At 57.1% G+C, this 13,309-nt stretch carries 17 protein-coding genes; 4 read left to right on the top strand and 13 right to left on the bottom strand.

The window, feature by feature from the left end:
• Together ACXJ5O_RS07925 and ACXJ5O_RS07920 are read right to left on the bottom strand one after the other, a co-directional pair.
• Positions 1-1,034: ABC-F family ATP-binding cassette domain-containing protein (locus ACXJ5O_RS07925; protein WP_457299413.1), on the bottom strand; the 1,034-nt coding region annotated here is incomplete at its 3' end.
• 91 nt (positions 1,035-1,125) lie between these two features.
• Positions 1,126-1,638, bottom strand: a complete 513-nt coding sequence (locus ACXJ5O_RS07920) for a DinB family protein (protein ID WP_457299412.1) — start codon at positions 1,636-1,638, stop codon at positions 1,126-1,128.
• Positions 1,639-1,735: 97 nt separating this feature from the next.
• Between ACXJ5O_RS07920 and ACXJ5O_RS07915 the strand changes: the two genes are divergently transcribed.
• Together ACXJ5O_RS07915 and ndk are read left to right on the top strand one after the other, a co-directional pair.
• Complete coding sequence (locus tag ACXJ5O_RS07915; protein ID WP_457299411.1) at positions 1,736-3,193, top strand: MFS transporter; 1,458 nt, start codon at positions 1,736-1,738, stop codon at positions 3,191-3,193.
• A 102-nt stretch (positions 3,194-3,295) separates the two neighbouring features.
• The gene (ndk, locus tag ACXJ5O_RS07910) at positions 3,296-3,718 is read left to right on the top strand and encodes a nucleoside-diphosphate kinase (protein WP_112527903.1); all 423 of its coding nucleotides are present in this window, start codon (positions 3,296-3,298) and stop codon (positions 3,716-3,718) included.
• Between the two features lie 58 nt (positions 3,719-3,776).
• Here the strand turns inward: ndk and ACXJ5O_RS07905 are convergent, their stop codons facing one another.
• The 7 genes from ACXJ5O_RS07905 to ACXJ5O_RS07875 all read right to left on the bottom strand — a co-directional run bounded on the left by ACXJ5O_RS07905 (position 3,777) and on the right by ACXJ5O_RS07875 (position 8,767).
• The gene (locus ACXJ5O_RS07905) at positions 3,777-4,214 is read right to left on the bottom strand and encodes an META domain-containing protein (protein WP_457299410.1); all 438 of its coding nucleotides are present in this window, start codon (positions 4,212-4,214) and stop codon (positions 3,777-3,779) included.
• Complete coding sequence (locus ACXJ5O_RS07900) at positions 4,211-4,684, bottom strand: molybdenum cofactor biosynthesis protein MoaE (RefSeq protein ID WP_112527907.1); 474 nt, start codon at positions 4,682-4,684, stop codon at positions 4,211-4,213. The genes ACXJ5O_RS07905 and ACXJ5O_RS07900 overlap by 4 nt, the downstream gene beginning before the upstream one ends.
• A gap of 3 nt (positions 4,685-4,687) precedes the next feature.
• Positions 4,688-4,942, bottom strand: a complete 255-nt coding sequence (gene moaD, locus ACXJ5O_RS07895) for a molybdopterin converting factor subunit 1 (RefSeq protein ID WP_112527909.1) — start codon at positions 4,940-4,942, stop codon at positions 4,688-4,690.
• The gene (locus tag ACXJ5O_RS07890) at positions 4,939-5,172 is read right to left on the bottom strand and encodes a hypothetical protein (protein ID WP_457299409.1); all 234 of its coding nucleotides are present in this window, start codon (positions 5,170-5,172) and stop codon (positions 4,939-4,941) included. Before ACXJ5O_RS07890 ends, moaD begins: the two co-directional genes overlap by 4 nt.
• Before the next feature lie 37 nt (positions 5,173-5,209).
• Positions 5,210-5,794 (bottom strand): CDP-diacylglycerol--glycerol-3-phosphate 3-phosphatidyltransferase, encoded by a 585-nt coding sequence (gene pgsA, locus ACXJ5O_RS07885; protein WP_210002116.1) that lies wholly within the window; start codon positions 5,792-5,794, stop codon positions 5,210-5,212.
• A 109-nt stretch (positions 5,795-5,903) separates the two neighbouring features.
• Positions 5,904-8,003, bottom strand: coding sequence for an excinuclease ABC subunit UvrC (gene uvrC / locus ACXJ5O_RS07880; RefSeq protein WP_457299408.1), 2,100 nt, complete (start codon positions 8,001-8,003; stop codon positions 5,904-5,906).
• Positions 8,000-8,767, bottom strand: coding sequence for an SDR family oxidoreductase (locus ACXJ5O_RS07875; protein ID WP_457299407.1), 768 nt, complete (start codon positions 8,765-8,767; stop codon positions 8,000-8,002). The genes uvrC and ACXJ5O_RS07875 overlap by 4 nt, the downstream gene beginning before the upstream one ends.
• Positions 8,768-9,270: 503 nt before the next feature.
• On the opposite strand from ACXJ5O_RS07875, the gene ACXJ5O_RS07870 reads away from it, so the two are divergent.
• On the top strand, positions 9,271-9,915 hold the full coding sequence (locus ACXJ5O_RS07870; RefSeq protein ID WP_112527919.1) for an outer membrane protein: 645 nt from the start codon (positions 9,271-9,273) through the stop codon (positions 9,913-9,915).
• Between the two features lie 56 nt (positions 9,916-9,971).
• On the opposite strand, the gene ACXJ5O_RS07865 is transcribed toward ACXJ5O_RS07870, so the two are convergent.
• From ACXJ5O_RS07865 to ACXJ5O_RS07850, 4 genes are all read right to left on the bottom strand, one after another.
• Complete coding sequence (locus ACXJ5O_RS07865; RefSeq protein WP_457299406.1) at positions 9,972-10,568, bottom strand: glutathione S-transferase; 597 nt, start codon at positions 10,566-10,568, stop codon at positions 9,972-9,974.
• Positions 10,569-10,654: 86 nt separating this feature from the next.
• Positions 10,655-11,395, bottom strand: coding sequence for a ribonuclease T2 family protein (locus tag ACXJ5O_RS07860; RefSeq protein ID WP_457299405.1), 741 nt, complete (start codon positions 11,393-11,395; stop codon positions 10,655-10,657).
• A gap of 12 nt (positions 11,396-11,407) precedes the next feature.
• Positions 11,408-11,854: a hypothetical protein gene (locus ACXJ5O_RS07855; protein WP_457299404.1), complete on the bottom strand. Its 447-nt coding sequence runs from the start codon at positions 11,852-11,854 to the stop codon at positions 11,408-11,410.
• A 69-nt stretch (positions 11,855-11,923) separates the two neighbouring features.
• Positions 11,924-12,772: a 23S rRNA (adenine(2030)-N(6))-methyltransferase RlmJ gene (locus tag ACXJ5O_RS07850; protein WP_457299403.1), complete on the bottom strand. Its 849-nt coding sequence runs from the start codon at positions 12,770-12,772 to the stop codon at positions 11,924-11,926.
• A 163-nt stretch (positions 12,773-12,935) separates the two neighbouring features.
• On the opposite strand from ACXJ5O_RS07850, the gene ACXJ5O_RS07845 reads away from it, so the two are divergent.
• Positions 12,936-13,309, top strand: a 374-nt coding sequence (locus tag ACXJ5O_RS07845; RefSeq protein ID WP_457299402.1) for an EamA family transporter, incomplete at its 3' end; no start/stop codon positions are given.

Below are 13,309 nucleotides of genomic sequence, written 5' to 3'. Positions count from 1 at the left end.
GAGCCGAGCAGCGCAATTCGGTCATCCGCATCGATACGCAAATTGAGATGCTTGAGAATGGGTTTGCCCGGCGTGTAGCCGACTTCGCCGCTCTCAATAGCGATAATGGGCGAAGCCACCACTTTTTCCGGTTCCGGAAAATGAAATGGCATCACGTGATCTTCAATGTGGGCGGAAATTGGCTTCAGCTTCTGCAGTGCCTTCAGGCGGGACTGCGCCTGTTTGGCCTTGGATGCCTTGGCACGGAAACGCTCGACGAAAGCCTCCATGTGGCTCCGTTGCGCTTCCTGCTTCACGCGCTGCTTCTGCTGCAATTCGAGAGCTTCGCTGCGAAGCTTCTCGAACTGATCGTAATTGCCCTGCCAAAGCGTCAGCTTCGTCTGGTCGAGATGGATGATCGAGTTCACCGCGGAGTTCAGAAGATCGCGGTCATGGCTGATGAGGATCACTGTGTGCGGATAGCGGCGCACATAATCCTCGAGCCACAGTGTGCCTTCAAGATCGAGATAGTTGGTCGGCTCGTCGAGGAGCAGCAAATCTGGCTCAGCGAAAAGGACCGCTGCGAGAGCTACGCGCATCCTCCAGCCGCCCGAGAATGATGAAGCCGGACGCTTCTGCGCTTCCGCGTCGAAGCCAAGACCTGAGAGGATCGCACCGGCGCGCGCCTCAGCGGAATGCGCATCGATGTCCGCAAGCCGAATATGGATATCGGCGATACGGTGGGGGTCGGTGGCTGTCTCGGCTTCAGCCAGCAAATCGGTGCGCTCGGTATCAGCGGCAAGCACGATCTCGATCAGGGAATCCTCGGTGCCCGGTGCTTCCTGCGCCACCTGACCGATCTTGATGTTCTTCGGCAGGAAGAAATCGCCAGTTTCCGCGTGAAGTTCACCGGTAATCACCTTGAACAGCGTTGATTTGCCCGCGCCGTTACGTCCGACCAGGCCCGCTTTCGTGCCGGACGGCAGGTTCAGGCTGGCGTGGTCGATGAGCAGGCGGCCGGCCATACGCACGGAAATATCGTCGAGAATAAGCATGGCCGCGCTTTTGCACGGGAAATGCCTTTTCCGCAAGACTGTACTGTTGCATATCTGCCGTGCGCTTGAGGTAAAGAGACGTCACAACGTCTTAGGAGTAGGGCCTGCCCTCTTCCGTTCGCTGGAACTGGATGAGATCAAAGGACGGCGCAGCTTTGCCGAGCGCCGTCAAAATGGCGTGTGCCTGACCGCGATGGTGCGTCTGGTGATTGAAGAGATGCGCCAATGCCGGCGCGAGACGCTGACTGATCGTCCGCATGTCGCTAACCGTCGTATAGGTGAAGCGTCCGGCGATATCGGTGCTCTCAAGCCCGTTGACCCAGTCGATAATGCGCGCATCCTCTTTTTCTCGTGCAGCCTTCAACGCGTCCAGTTTTTCAAAAAGGGTCGCATCGAGCGCCTTTGGTGCATCGCCTTCGCCGGTAAAGCGGTAGAGCCAGATACGATCGGTCACCAGCAAATGGTTCAGGGTGCCGTGCAGTGAAGTGAAGAATGCCCGCACGTCGCGCCGGTATTCCTCATCGTCGAGCTCGGCTGCCGCGGCATAGAGCCGTTGGTTTACCCAGCGGTTATATGCGGCAAGCATCCTGAAATGCTGTTCCATTACATTGGCTTTCTATAAATAAGGTGGGCGTTATTGACATAATGATATCTGAAGGAGGAGTTGTTTCCATGGAAATCATTTTGCCGCGAGAATTGAAATGACCGGCCCACAACTTCTCCCCTGCGAAACGCCTGATGTGAAACCGCCGAGAGGGTCGAAAGGCAAGACCCAGTGGGTTCTGCCCGCCACGATTCTCGGTTCGAGCTTGGGTTTCATCGACAGTTCTGTCGTGAACGTCGCGCTCCCCGCGATTCAGGGGAGTTTTGGATCGGGCCTTGCCACCATGCAATGGGTGGTCAATGGCTATATGCTGATGCTTGCAAGTCTCATTTTGCTGGGCGGGTCGGTTGGTGATCGTTTCGGCCGGCTCCGCATTTTCATCGTCGGCCTCATCGGCTTCGCTGTTGCCTCGATGGGATGTGGTCTAGCGCCATCGGCCGGATGGCTGATAGCGATGCGGCTGTTGCAGGGCGCGAGTGCTGCGATGCTGGTGCCCGCGAGCCTTGCGATTATCAGTGCTGCCTTCAGGGGAGAGGCGCGCGGGCGGGCGATCGGAACGTGGGCTGCCGCTGGTGCACTCACGATGGCGCTGGGACCTCCATTCGGCGGCTGGCTGGTCGATACTGTGGGTTGGCGGTCCATCTTCTTCATCAATCCACCGATTGCCGCCATCGCGTTGTTCTTCGCCTGGAAGTTGCCGTCCGACTATCGCAGCGACGATGCATCGGGCCCCCTCGACCTGCGCGGCTCCATGCTTGTGGTCCTGGCTCTCGGATTACTCTGCTACGGTTTGATTGCGTCCGGTGGGGGTAACGGTTTGATCGGTGGGCTCGCCATCGCTGCGGCCATTCCTGTGGGTGTGCTGTTCGTTGTTGCTGAAGCTCGGTCCGTCGCGCCGATTATGGCACTGTCGCTGTTTCGCGATCGAGATTTTGCGGGTGCCAACGGCATCACGGTGCTGTTGTATGCCGCACTCAGCGCAGCCTTGTTTTTGCTGCCGTTTCTGTTGATCGAGGTCCATAAATATAGCGCGACTGCGGCAGGGGCGGCGTTGTTGCCGTTCTCGCTGATCATGGGGATTGGATCGCGCTGGACCGGAGGGCTGGTCGAACGGATCGGGGCGCGGATACCGCTGATAATCGGCCCTTTGGCGACGGGGCTTGGCTTCGTGATCCTGGGCCTGTCTGGCAAATATCCAGGCTATTGGATGGGCTTTTTGCCTGGCTTGATCGTGGTTGGCATCGGCATGACAGTCAGCATTCCGCCGCTGACCACCACCGTCTTCGATTCCGCGCCGGATGAAAAAAGCGGCACGGCATCCGGCGTCAACAATGCGGCGGCACGGGGCGGGGGGCTTGTAGCAGTCGCGGCTCTGGGGCTTGCCTTCGGCGGATCGGAACTTTCGTCCATGGACGCTGATGCTCTCACCGATGCCTATCGGCTCATCATGTTTGGAGCAGCGAGCCTAGCAGCCTTGAGTGCGTTTGTTGCAGGACTGACGATTAGCAAGCGTAGCGTAGCACCCGCGAGGGAACCAGTGCCCAAACGACGTTGAAATGGTCTGCTACCGCAATGGATTGGCAAATGGTCTATTGGCAAATGGGCTGCCTGACGCTATAGAGCGCCACCATTCCCCCAAATGACAAGGTTTCACCAAATGGCAATTGAACGCACTTTTTCGATGATCAAGCCCGACGCGACCCGTCGCAATCTCACCGGTGCCATCACTCAGAAGTTTGAAGAGGCTGGCCTTCGCGTTGTAGCTTCCAAGCGCGTCTGGATGAGCCGCCGTGAAGCCGAAGGCTTCTACGCTGTGCACAAGGAACGTCCATTCTTCGGCGAGCTGGTTGAGTCAATGTCCTCGGGCCCGACTATCGTTCAGGTTCTCGAAGGCGAGAATGCCATTGCCCGCAACCGTGAAATCATGGGCGCGACCAACCCGGCCAATGCTGACGAAGGCACGATCCGCAAGATTTTTGCCCTCTCGATCGGCGAGAACTCGGTTCATGGTTCCGATGCCCCCGAGACTGCCGCAGAAGAAATTGCCTACTGGTTTTCCGGTACTGAAATCGTCGGCTGATACTCTGCTACGCGAATAAAAAAGCCGGGCGAAATGCCCGGTTTTTTTATTGGATCAATCAATTTTGTTGCGCGAGCTGGGCGATGGTTTTTCCGGCGTCGTCGTGCAGCAGCAGTTTGCCGGTGTCGGCATCGATTGCGTAGGACCGCGTCCGTTCAAGCGCGGAAAAGAACTTTTGTTCCTGATCCATCAGGGCGGGCGGACACATCATGCGCGTTGCAGCCGCTGGTTTGAAAGAGAGACTGGATCCATCGATCGTGGCGCTGGTCGTGAAGCGATTGCAACCGCCCGATCCGTTCGCAGATCCGTCGGCATTGATCGTCAGCGTCGTTTGCGCATTATCGATGACACCGCGCCCGTCGATGTCTTCGGCAAGCCATGTCACATTCCTGATTTCGCCGCCCGGTTCGTCACTGCGGGCGGACAATGACAAAACCAGCAATAGCAAAACTGCCAGAAAGCCGATGATGAGTGAACCAACTGCGACACGGTTCATTTGGTTTTTTCCCAGCGCTTGAGTGCTTCCTCGTCGGTTGCCTTCGCCTCGACCCAGTCGCTGACCTCACCACTGACGAGGTGCTGCTTCTTCCAGAAAGGGGCAGCATTTTTCAGATAGTCCATCAGGAACGATGCGGCCTCGAAAGCCGCTTGCCGGTGAGCGGAGGCAGCGACGACAAGGACGATATTCTCGCCAGGTTTGATAAAACCGTAGCGATGGACAACCGTCAGGCCCGTTAAACTCCAGCGGTCCAGGGTTTTCTCGGCGATACGGCCAATTTCGACCTCCGCCATGCCCGGATAGTGTTCGATTTCAAGTGCCGCCAGCGTCCCGGCCTCATCCCGGCAAAGACCACTGAATGTCACCACCGCGCCGATGCCGCGGCGGTCCCTGGTCATCCGGTCAATTTCGGCGGCTGTATCGAAATCCTCAGCCTGGATGCGGATGAGTGGTTCGACCGTGCTCATGCTTCATCCCCCGGTCATCGGCGGGAAAAGCGCAATCTCGTGTGCACCTTTGATCGGCGCATCGTGTTCGACATGTTCCTGATTGATCGCGACGCGGATCACGTCCTGGTATTCAAGCGCTGATTCATATTCTTCACCGCGGGACTTCAGATGGGTCAGCAGGTCATTGACCGTGACGATCGAGGGCTCAAGGTCGAGATATTCTTCGCCCTTGCCGATCCGTTCACGCACCCATGCGAAATAGACGAGTTTGGTCATTGGTAGAGCCCTTTCCAGTCATACTGGCCGTATTCTGTTTCTCGACTGGCGAGACAATCCATGCGGAAGGTGGCGAGGTCGATGTGGTTCATCGGACGAAGCCGCCTGACAAAGTGGTTGGCCGCCAGCCGGAAACCCGAAGGGACGGGGCCTGTTGCGCCAATATCGACGCCAAGCCACTCGCCCGCACGCAGAGTGCGGGTCTTCGTGTCTTTGCTTGATCTTGTCACAACATGTCTCCGTCAGAATAGGCCACCGGAAAGGGCTCTAATCCACCACGTGTTTAAGCCCGGCCCGGAAATAATCCCAGCCAGTGTACAGCGTTATCAGTGCGGCGATCCACAATAGAATAATACCTAATATGGTGATCACCGGGATGATTTCGTCGCCGGCAGGTCCCGCCAGCAGAAATGCGATGGCAACCATCTGAATAGTGGTCTTCCACTTGGCAAGCTGGCTCACCGGCACGCTGACCTTGAGTTCCGCCAGATATTCGCGCAGGCCCGACACCAGAATTTCGCGGCAAAGGATGATAATGGCAGCCCAGAGCGACCAGCCCGCGATCGTTCCATCGGCTGCCAGCAGCAGCAAACAGGCAGAAACGAGCAGCTTGTCTGCAATCGGATCGAGCATGCGGCCGATGGTCGAGGTCTGCTTCCAGATGCGCGCCAGATAGCCATCCAGGAAATCGGTTATGCTGGCGATAGCGAAGATCGCCAGAGCGCCCCAGCGCGCGGCGTCGCTGGATTGCAGGCGTCCTTCCAGAAAGAAGCACACCACTACAAGAGGGACGGCGATTATTCGGGCATAGGTAAGAATATTCGGCAGAGAGTAGGCGTTGTTTTTGGACATATTTTCAACCAATCAAATCAGTGCCGATCAAAAGGGTTCGACCGTCAAACGTCAAGCTCATCAGCGGGGAGTCGGGCGCATTTATGTCCCGATTACAATAGTTAGAGTTCTATGTACGAAAATGATCGCGAATTGTAATGGCCATGGCTTCAGATATACCGTCGACCTTCATCAAATCTTCGACAGCCGCCCGCGAAACTGCCTTTGCCGTACCGAATTGATGTAACAAGGCGCGCTTGCGTGAAGGACCGATTCCCGCAATTTCATCCAGCGGATTCTTTACCATCTCTTTCTTGCGCTTGGCCCGGTGCGTGCCGATRGCRAAGCGATGTGCCTCGTCGCGAATGCGCTGCAAAAAATACAGCACGGGATCGCGTGGTGGAAGGGTAAAGGAGGGCTTACCCTCCATGAAGAACCGTTCGCGCCCCGCGTCGCGATCGACGCCCTTGGCGACGCCGATGGCGGTGACCTTGTCGGCAATGCCCATCTCCTGCAGGATACCGCGCACCGCGCTCATCTGACCTTGACCGCCATCGATAAGGACTATGTCAGGCCAAGCCGGGAAAGCATCGGAATCATCGTCGAATTCATCGATCTCCACGTCCTCCGCCGGCGCATCCTTCGTTTCGGGCGTACCGTGCTCTTTGACCAGTCGGCTGAAACGCCGCTCGATCACCTCGCGCATCATGCCGAAATCGTCGCCAGGCGTGATCTCGGTCGAGCGGATATTGAACTTGCGATACTGGTTTTTGACGAAACCTTCCGGGCCAGCCACGATCATCGCGCCGATGGCGTTGGTTCCCATGATGTGAGAGTTGTCATAAACCTCGATGCGGCGCGGTGTTTTCTCCAGCCCGAAGGTCTCGGCCACGCCCTTGAGAAGGCGTGATTGCGATGAGGTCTCCGCGAGCTGGCGGCCAAGGGCTTCGCGTGCATTGCTGAGAGCGTGCTCGACCAGATCGCGTTTCTCGCCGCGCTGCGGAACTGTGATCGTGACCTTACGATCCGATTTCGCCGTCAGTGCTACGCCAAGCAATTCCTGGTCCTCGACCGTTTCGGAAAGCATGATCAATGCAGGGCAGGGCTTGTCATCATAGAACTGCGACAGGAACGCGCCGAGAACTTCGGCCCCTGACAGCGACGAGTCCGCCTTGGGATAATAGGCGCGGTTACCCCAGTTCTGGCCGGTTCGAAAGAAAAACACCTGGATGCAGGTCACCCCGCCATCCTGATAGATGGCGAAAACGTCGGCTTCCTCCACCGATTGCGGATTGATGCCCGAATGTGCCTGAACGTGCGACAGCGCCGACAGGCGATCGCGATATACGGCTGCCCGCTCGAAATCGAGATCTGCCGAAGCCTCGCGCATCGCATCTGACAAATGCGTCTTCACCGCCTGGCTTTTGCCTGAAAGGAAGGCCTTGGTTTCGCTGACCAGTTCGTCATAGTCCGCTTCGCTGATCTCTCCAGTGCAGGGGCCGGAACAGCGCTTGATCTGGTAGAGCAGGCATGGGCGCGTGCGGTTTTCGTAAAACGAATCCGTGCAGGTGCGCAGAAGGAATGCACGCTGCAGAGCATTGATCGTGCGTCCGACTGCCCCCGCCGATGCGAAGGGTCCGAAATAGTCGCCTTTGCTCGAGCGCGCGCCGCGATGCTTGAAAATTCCAGGTGCGAGCCGCCGATCAGTCTGCTTGGGTGCTGTGAGAAGGATGTACGGAAACGACTTGTCGTCCCGCATCAGCACATTAAACCGCGGCCGCAAGCGCTTGATCAGATTGGCTTCCAGAAGCAGTGCTTCCGTCTCCGTGCGGGTAACGACGAACTCCATTTTCATGGTTTCGCGGATCATCCGCGCGATGCGATTATTGTGGCCCTGACCGCGGGCATAGTTGGAAACACGCTTCTTCAGGCTGTGCGCTTTGCCGACATAGAGCACGTCGCCAGCTTCGTTGAACATGCGATAGACGCCCGGCTTGTTTGGCAAGCGCTTGACCAGCGCAGCGATCACATCGGCGCCGCTGCTTCCATTGCTGACGATCGTCGAATCCCATTCGATTGCACTGATCAGAGCCGCTACGTCCCGGACAGGTTCGTTGCTTTCCTCGATTGGTTCGTCCAGATCCTCACCAAGAGGCAAATCGATATCGTCTTCTTTCACATCGTCGGAAAGAAGCTGTTTTGGGCTGGATTGATTTGCCGGGTCGTTCATTCTGCTATTCCTGAAACATCCGGCGTCTGCCACGCCAGATGCTGCCCGCCGTCGAGAGCGATCATTTGCCCCGTAATAGATGGTGTTTCCCATAGATAGCGGATCGTACGGCCGAATTCTGACAGATCGGGCCCATGTTTCAAAAGGAGCGTGCTCACCTGCCGATCGAAGTCGGCCTGGCTTTGCCTGTCACTCGGCATGGTTGGCCCAGGTGCGATACCGTTGACGCGGATCCGTGGTGCGAGAGCCTGGGCAAGCGTCTGCGTGGCAGTCCACAAAGCCGATTTGGACAAGGTATAGGATATGAATTTCGGCGTTAGCTTCCAGACACGCTGGTCGATCATATTGACCACCAGACCATCCTTGCCTGCTGGCAGCGCCGCTGCCATCGCATCCGCAAGCAGCACGGGTGCCTTGACATGGACGGCGAAATGCCGGTCCCATACGACGTCATCTGCGAGATCGCCTATGCCGTCTTCCTGAAAAATCGAGGCATTGTTGACCAGCAGTTGCACCGGCCCGAGTTGATCCTGTGCGTCACGAACAAGGCGGCGCACTGCATTGCTGTCGGAGAGATCGGCCTGCACCACGCAGGCCGTGCCACCCGCAGCATAGATGTCCGTCAAAAGCTCTTCGCCCTCGTCGCGGGAATGATTGCAATGAATCGCCACGGCAAAGCCATGTGCAGCCAGATCTTTGACAATCGCCTTGCCGATCCGCTTTGCGCCACCGGTTACAAGAACAACGGGCTGGTCAGTCTTCAAGCGCTGGACTCCTTCATGCGGCGATTCAGTCACGAATATAGGGATCACAGCGTGAAAGCGCGAGAGTGAAAGGCCGCAACAGTGTCAGTAGTGAACAGATGCAATCGATCATCGAAGTTTATCTGCGCCAAGACGGGCGCGAGTCGTATAGCAACACAACATCCTCCTGCAATCCAAGTCGAATGCAAAACTTAAGCATCCATTAAGTGTAATATATTGCACTGCAATATCGAGAGACTTCCGACTAAATTTCTCTCAAATATCGATTGGCATCTATGTTACCGGCTTACTATATTAGCATTGAAATCATTGAAGAATTCGCGATGTTGCATAAAAAACACATCGCATTTCCGCCATTTTATCGACAGTTTCTTTTCACAGTGCGGCGCAAGTGCCGCCACAATGCAAAGCGAATGTCTGCCCTGTCAAGCGGATGCAATTCTTGGTTCTTCCCCCCAACCAGTGCCCGCTCCGTGTAAAAGAGTTTAAAAAAGGAGATTGCCATGCGCACTCTTAAAACAACGATCCTCGCTACCGCGGCAGTGTTCACGCTCTCCGCTCCAGTATTTGCCGCCGACGCCATCCAGGAACAGCCACCTGCACCGGCTCCTATCGAAGCACCAGCTGCTGCCGATTGGTCCGGCGCTTACCTCGGCGCTTATGGCGGCTACGGCTGGAACAAGCACAAGACCGACGATTCTGGCAACATCAACGCCGATGGCTTCCAGGGTGGCGCTTACGGTGGTTACAACTTCCAGAATGGCCAGTTCGTCTATGGTGGTGAAGCAGATCTCGGCTACTCCGGTGGCGACGAGACCCGTGGCGGCATCAAGGCGAAGCAGGGTGTAGAAGGCTCGGTTCGTGCTCGCGCCGGTATCGCACTTGATCCGGTTCTGTTGTACGGCACAGGCGGTCTCGCCGTGACGAACAGCAAACTGTCTTCGGATACGGGCAGTGACTCGAACACGCGCGTCGGCTGGACAGTTGGTGCCGGTGCCGAAGCCAAGTTCACGCAGAACATCGTAGGCCGCGTCGAATATCGCTACAGCGATTACGGCAAGAAAGACTTCGACCTCGGCGGTCTTGACGACGTTTCCAGCAAGCTGACAACGAACGAGATTCGTGTCGGTGTTGGTTACAAGTTCTAAGCCACGACTGATTTGAAAAGAGCCGGGCAGGAAACTGCCCGGCTCTTTTTTTGCGCTTATTTCGGCAGAAGGGCCGCCAAGTCCGGATGCAATTCCTCGAAGCGCTTTTGCCAGCGCTTGAGCTTTGTACGCCCCTTTTCCCATTTGCCTTCAAAACGCAGGCTCGCATAGGCGAGGGCGGCCGCAAGCGCGATGTGTCCGCCATGAATTTTCTTGCCGAGGCGCGGCGGTGCGGCGTTGAGGTGGTCGAGCACGCGGATTGCTTTGCCCCATTGGCGGTCGAGCCAAGGCTGATGGATCTTTTCCTCCGGATGGAAGCGGCGCTCATAGACGTGCGCGAGCAGCACATCGCAAAGTCCGTCTGCAACAGATTCCAGTTGTTCGGCCTCAAGGCGTTTATCGGCATTGCGCGGGAAAATCTTGTTGCCCGACATGCGGTTCAGATATTGCGTGATGACGCGGCTGTCGAAGATTGCCTTGCCGTCATCCAGAATGAGCGTTGGAATCTTGCCGAGCGGATTGGCGCTGACCAGTTCCACGGGTTCGGCGTTGCTGTCCACCAGCACATTCTCGACAGGAACCCCCGCATAAAGCGCCGCCATGCGGACCTTGGTACTGTAGGGTGAGGCGGGGGAATATAGAATTTTCGGCACTGTGGACTCCCATTGATCGCGATTCGTTGCCGGAACCGTAAACCTGCCATTGGTTTTCGCAAAGAGCGGCATTTTCGCCTCACGACCTACTGCGCTGCAGGCATATCCACCGAGCGCCGCCTGCAAGAAGAACGTTCGACCTCAGGGCAGGGGCGGAAGTTCAGATCCTTTGTCAGGCAAACACGCACTTCCCGGAGATAGTCGCTGTCGCAGGTAACGGCGATGCCGTCTTTGGCAAGTCCGGGATTGGCGGAGACAAAGGCCTGTTCCAGTACTAGCGGATTGACCGGTGCGCGCGATGTAGGCTGGCGGTAAGGGGCTGGAATCGCAATACGCTTAGCTGCCTGGCGCATAACGGAGAAATAGTCCTGCTGGGTGAGGCCAGTGCAGGAGCCATGCTTGCGCCACTCGTAGGTTACGAGACCCGGCGATGGCATGATATCGGACAATTGTTTGGCTTGGGCGTAGGGAACGTTGCGCGGCTGCGACGTATCGCAATCCTGCGGATAGCCCCGTTCATATTGCGGCCAGAGCCCATGCACGACAAATCCGTAAGGCCGCCCTGACGAACATTGTTGCCGATTGGCATTCGGGCCTTCCGCCGCGCAATAACTGGGCGACCAGGAAAGCGCGAGCACGTAGTAATCGAAGCCTGTGCCGGACGGCAGTGACGGGGGCTGCCCGGCCTGCCGTTCCATCGGCGTATCAGAAGAAGGTTCGATTGGAACGTTCATTACCGGCGCATTCTCTTCGCGCAGATAGGAAAGTATTGAAATGCCGATCAGAGCCGCAAACAGCGCATAGCGAGCCAGCTTACCGATCGGCATGCTTTGGCTTGATTAGTAAAGGGTGCGGCAGTTGCCGTTGTAGACGTGCCAGCGATCAAATCCGGAAACGCAGAATTCAACGTTATTGCCGATACCGACGAAACCTTGGCCTTCTTCGACCAGATACCAAACCGGACGTTGACCACCGTCCGAGAGATGTGCTGTCGCGCGGCAGTAATGGCGCGCCACGGCATCCATTTCCGGATCGCGGCTAGGCTCAAAGTGCGTCAGGCGAACATCGCTGAAATCTTGAATCCCAACTTGAGGCAGATTTGGTACATGTCGTACCTGATAGGAAAACCTGTTGATGATTCGATTGAGGACGCGAGCCTGCCCGCACGTATCGTCGTAACCGGGTCCGCTTTCCACATAGTCTGCGGCTCGCGCCGGAGCGGCAGCGGATGCCAGCGCCACTCCAACGGCAAAGCTTGCAGCAAGAAACGATGATACGCGTGTCATAGGCTCACTCTCCGTGAAATCTCGTTGGTCGCAATCTCAACCAGCCGTTGCCTTCGGTCAAGCGACAAGTTACTCGCCGCGTATCCATTCGAGCGTGAAACCTGCATTCTGTTCTACACTGAGGATTTTCGACAACGCTGGCAGCACGATGCGCAGTTCGTCATCCAGCGTAAAGGGCGGGTTGATGATGATCATGCCGGTGCCATCCAGCCGCGGTTCCGGCGAGGTTGGGCGAATCATGAGTTCGGTCTGCAATATCTTGGGGATGCCCGTATCGTGCAGCGCGGCCACAAACCGCCGCACTTCCTGCCGGTCCTTGACCGGGTACCACAAAGCGAAGGTTCCGCCGGAAAAACGCTTGTGTGCCCGCACCAGCCCGTCGACGAGACGGTCGAATTCACCCGCCACCTCGAACGGGGGATCGACCAGGACAAGCCCGCGTTTTTCCTTCGGCGGCACGTGCGCGCCGAGCGCCAGCCAGCCGTCCAGCTTGGTCACACGGACCTGAACGTCGCCCTCGAATATCTCGGCCAACAGCTCTGCATCTTCCGGATGCAATTCCAGCGCAGAAAGCCGATCCTGCCGCCGCAAGAGATGCCGCACGATCAGCGGCGATCCTGGATAGTGCCGCATCTCGCCATCTGCATTTTCGGCACGTACGATATCGAGATAGGGCTGGATCAGTTCCGCAACCTTGGCATCAACCTTGGCGTCGAGCAGCCGTCCGACGCCGTTTTGCCACTCGCCGGTCTTGCCAGCTTCGACACCGCTAAGATCGTAGCGGCCTATGCCCGCATGGGTATCGATAACGCGAAAGGCTTGTTCCTTGCGTTGGAGATAGAGCACAATTCGCGTCAGGATGATGTGTTTGACCACATCGGCGAAATTGCCGGAATGATAGGCGTGTCGGTAGTTCATGCTGGGCTTCTCTCATGACGCGGGCTTGGTCGCAAGCGGACTTGGTATCTCATCATTTTCTTTGATGTTGAACGCCAGCTTATCGAATTTGCCATCTGTCGCAAATCTGTCATACAGCGCATCAGGCACACTCGTATCGCTGGCGTGCTGCGGGTGAGCAATAATGTCCGGAACTGTCGTCCTAATCGTGCTGTTTGCAGCACTCATGCATGCAAGCTGGAATGCCGTTGTCAAATCTGAGGGCAACAAGTTCCTGAACACTGTTGTCGTCGTCACGTCTGCCGGCATTATCGCGGCCATCTGCCTGCCATTTTTAACACCGCCAGCACGCGAAAGCTGGCCTTTCCTCGCTGCTTCCGGTGTCGCGCAGGTCATCTATCTTGCGCTGGTCGCGGCGGCATATCGCAGCGGTGATATGAGCCAGGCTTATCCGATCATGCGCGGCACTGCGCCCTTGATCGTCGCCATCGCCAGCGGCCCTCTGATCGGCGAAGTGCTCTCCCTGCAGAAATGGGCCGGAATCGCGCTGATCTGCGG

The sequence above is a fragment of the Phyllobacterium sp. P5_D12 genome, assembly GCF_054049495.1.
The sequence above is the reverse complement of the archived record's forward strand: the minus strand, read 5'-3'. Positions and strand labels throughout refer to the sequence as shown.

Excerpts from the sequence above, each read along its gene's own strand:
- ACXJ5O_RS07920 (WP_457299412.1), bottom strand. The coding sequence starts at position 1,638 with ATGGAACAGCATTTCAGGATGCTTGCCGCATATAACCGCTGGGTAAAC.
- ACXJ5O_RS07915 (WP_457299411.1), top strand. The coding sequence starts at position 1,736 with ATGACCGGCCCACAACTTCTCCCCTGCGAAACGCCTGATGTGAAACCG.
- ndk (WP_112527903.1), top strand. The coding sequence starts at position 3,296 with ATGGCAATTGAACGCACTTTTTCGATGATCAAGCCCGACGCGACCCGT.
- ACXJ5O_RS07905 (WP_457299410.1), bottom strand. The coding sequence starts at position 4,214 with ATGAACCGTGTCGCAGTTGGTTCACTCATCATCGGCTTTCTGGCAGTT.
- ACXJ5O_RS07900 (WP_112527907.1), bottom strand. The coding sequence starts at position 4,684 with ATGAGCACGGTCGAACCACTCATCCGCATCCAGGCTGAGGATTTCGAT.
- moaD (WP_112527909.1), bottom strand. The coding sequence starts at position 4,942 with ATGACCAAACTCGTCTATTTCGCATGGGTGCGTGAACGGATCGGCAAG.
- pgsA (WP_210002116.1), bottom strand. The coding sequence starts at position 5,794 with ATGTCCAAAAACAACGCCTACTCTCTGCCGAATATTCTTACCTATGCC.
- ACXJ5O_RS07870 (WP_112527919.1), top strand. The coding sequence starts at position 9,271 with ATGCGCACTCTTAAAACAACGATCCTCGCTACCGCGGCAGTGTTCACG.
- ACXJ5O_RS07860 (WP_457299405.1), bottom strand. The coding sequence starts at position 11,395 with ATGCCGATCGGTAAGCTGGCTCGCTATGCGCTGTTTGCGGCTCTGATC.
- ACXJ5O_RS07855 (WP_457299404.1), bottom strand. The coding sequence starts at position 11,854 with ATGACACGCGTATCATCGTTTCTTGCTGCAAGCTTTGCCGTTGGAGTG.
- ACXJ5O_RS07850 (WP_457299403.1), bottom strand. The coding sequence starts at position 12,772 with ATGAACTACCGACACGCCTATCATTCCGGCAATTTCGCCGATGTGGTC.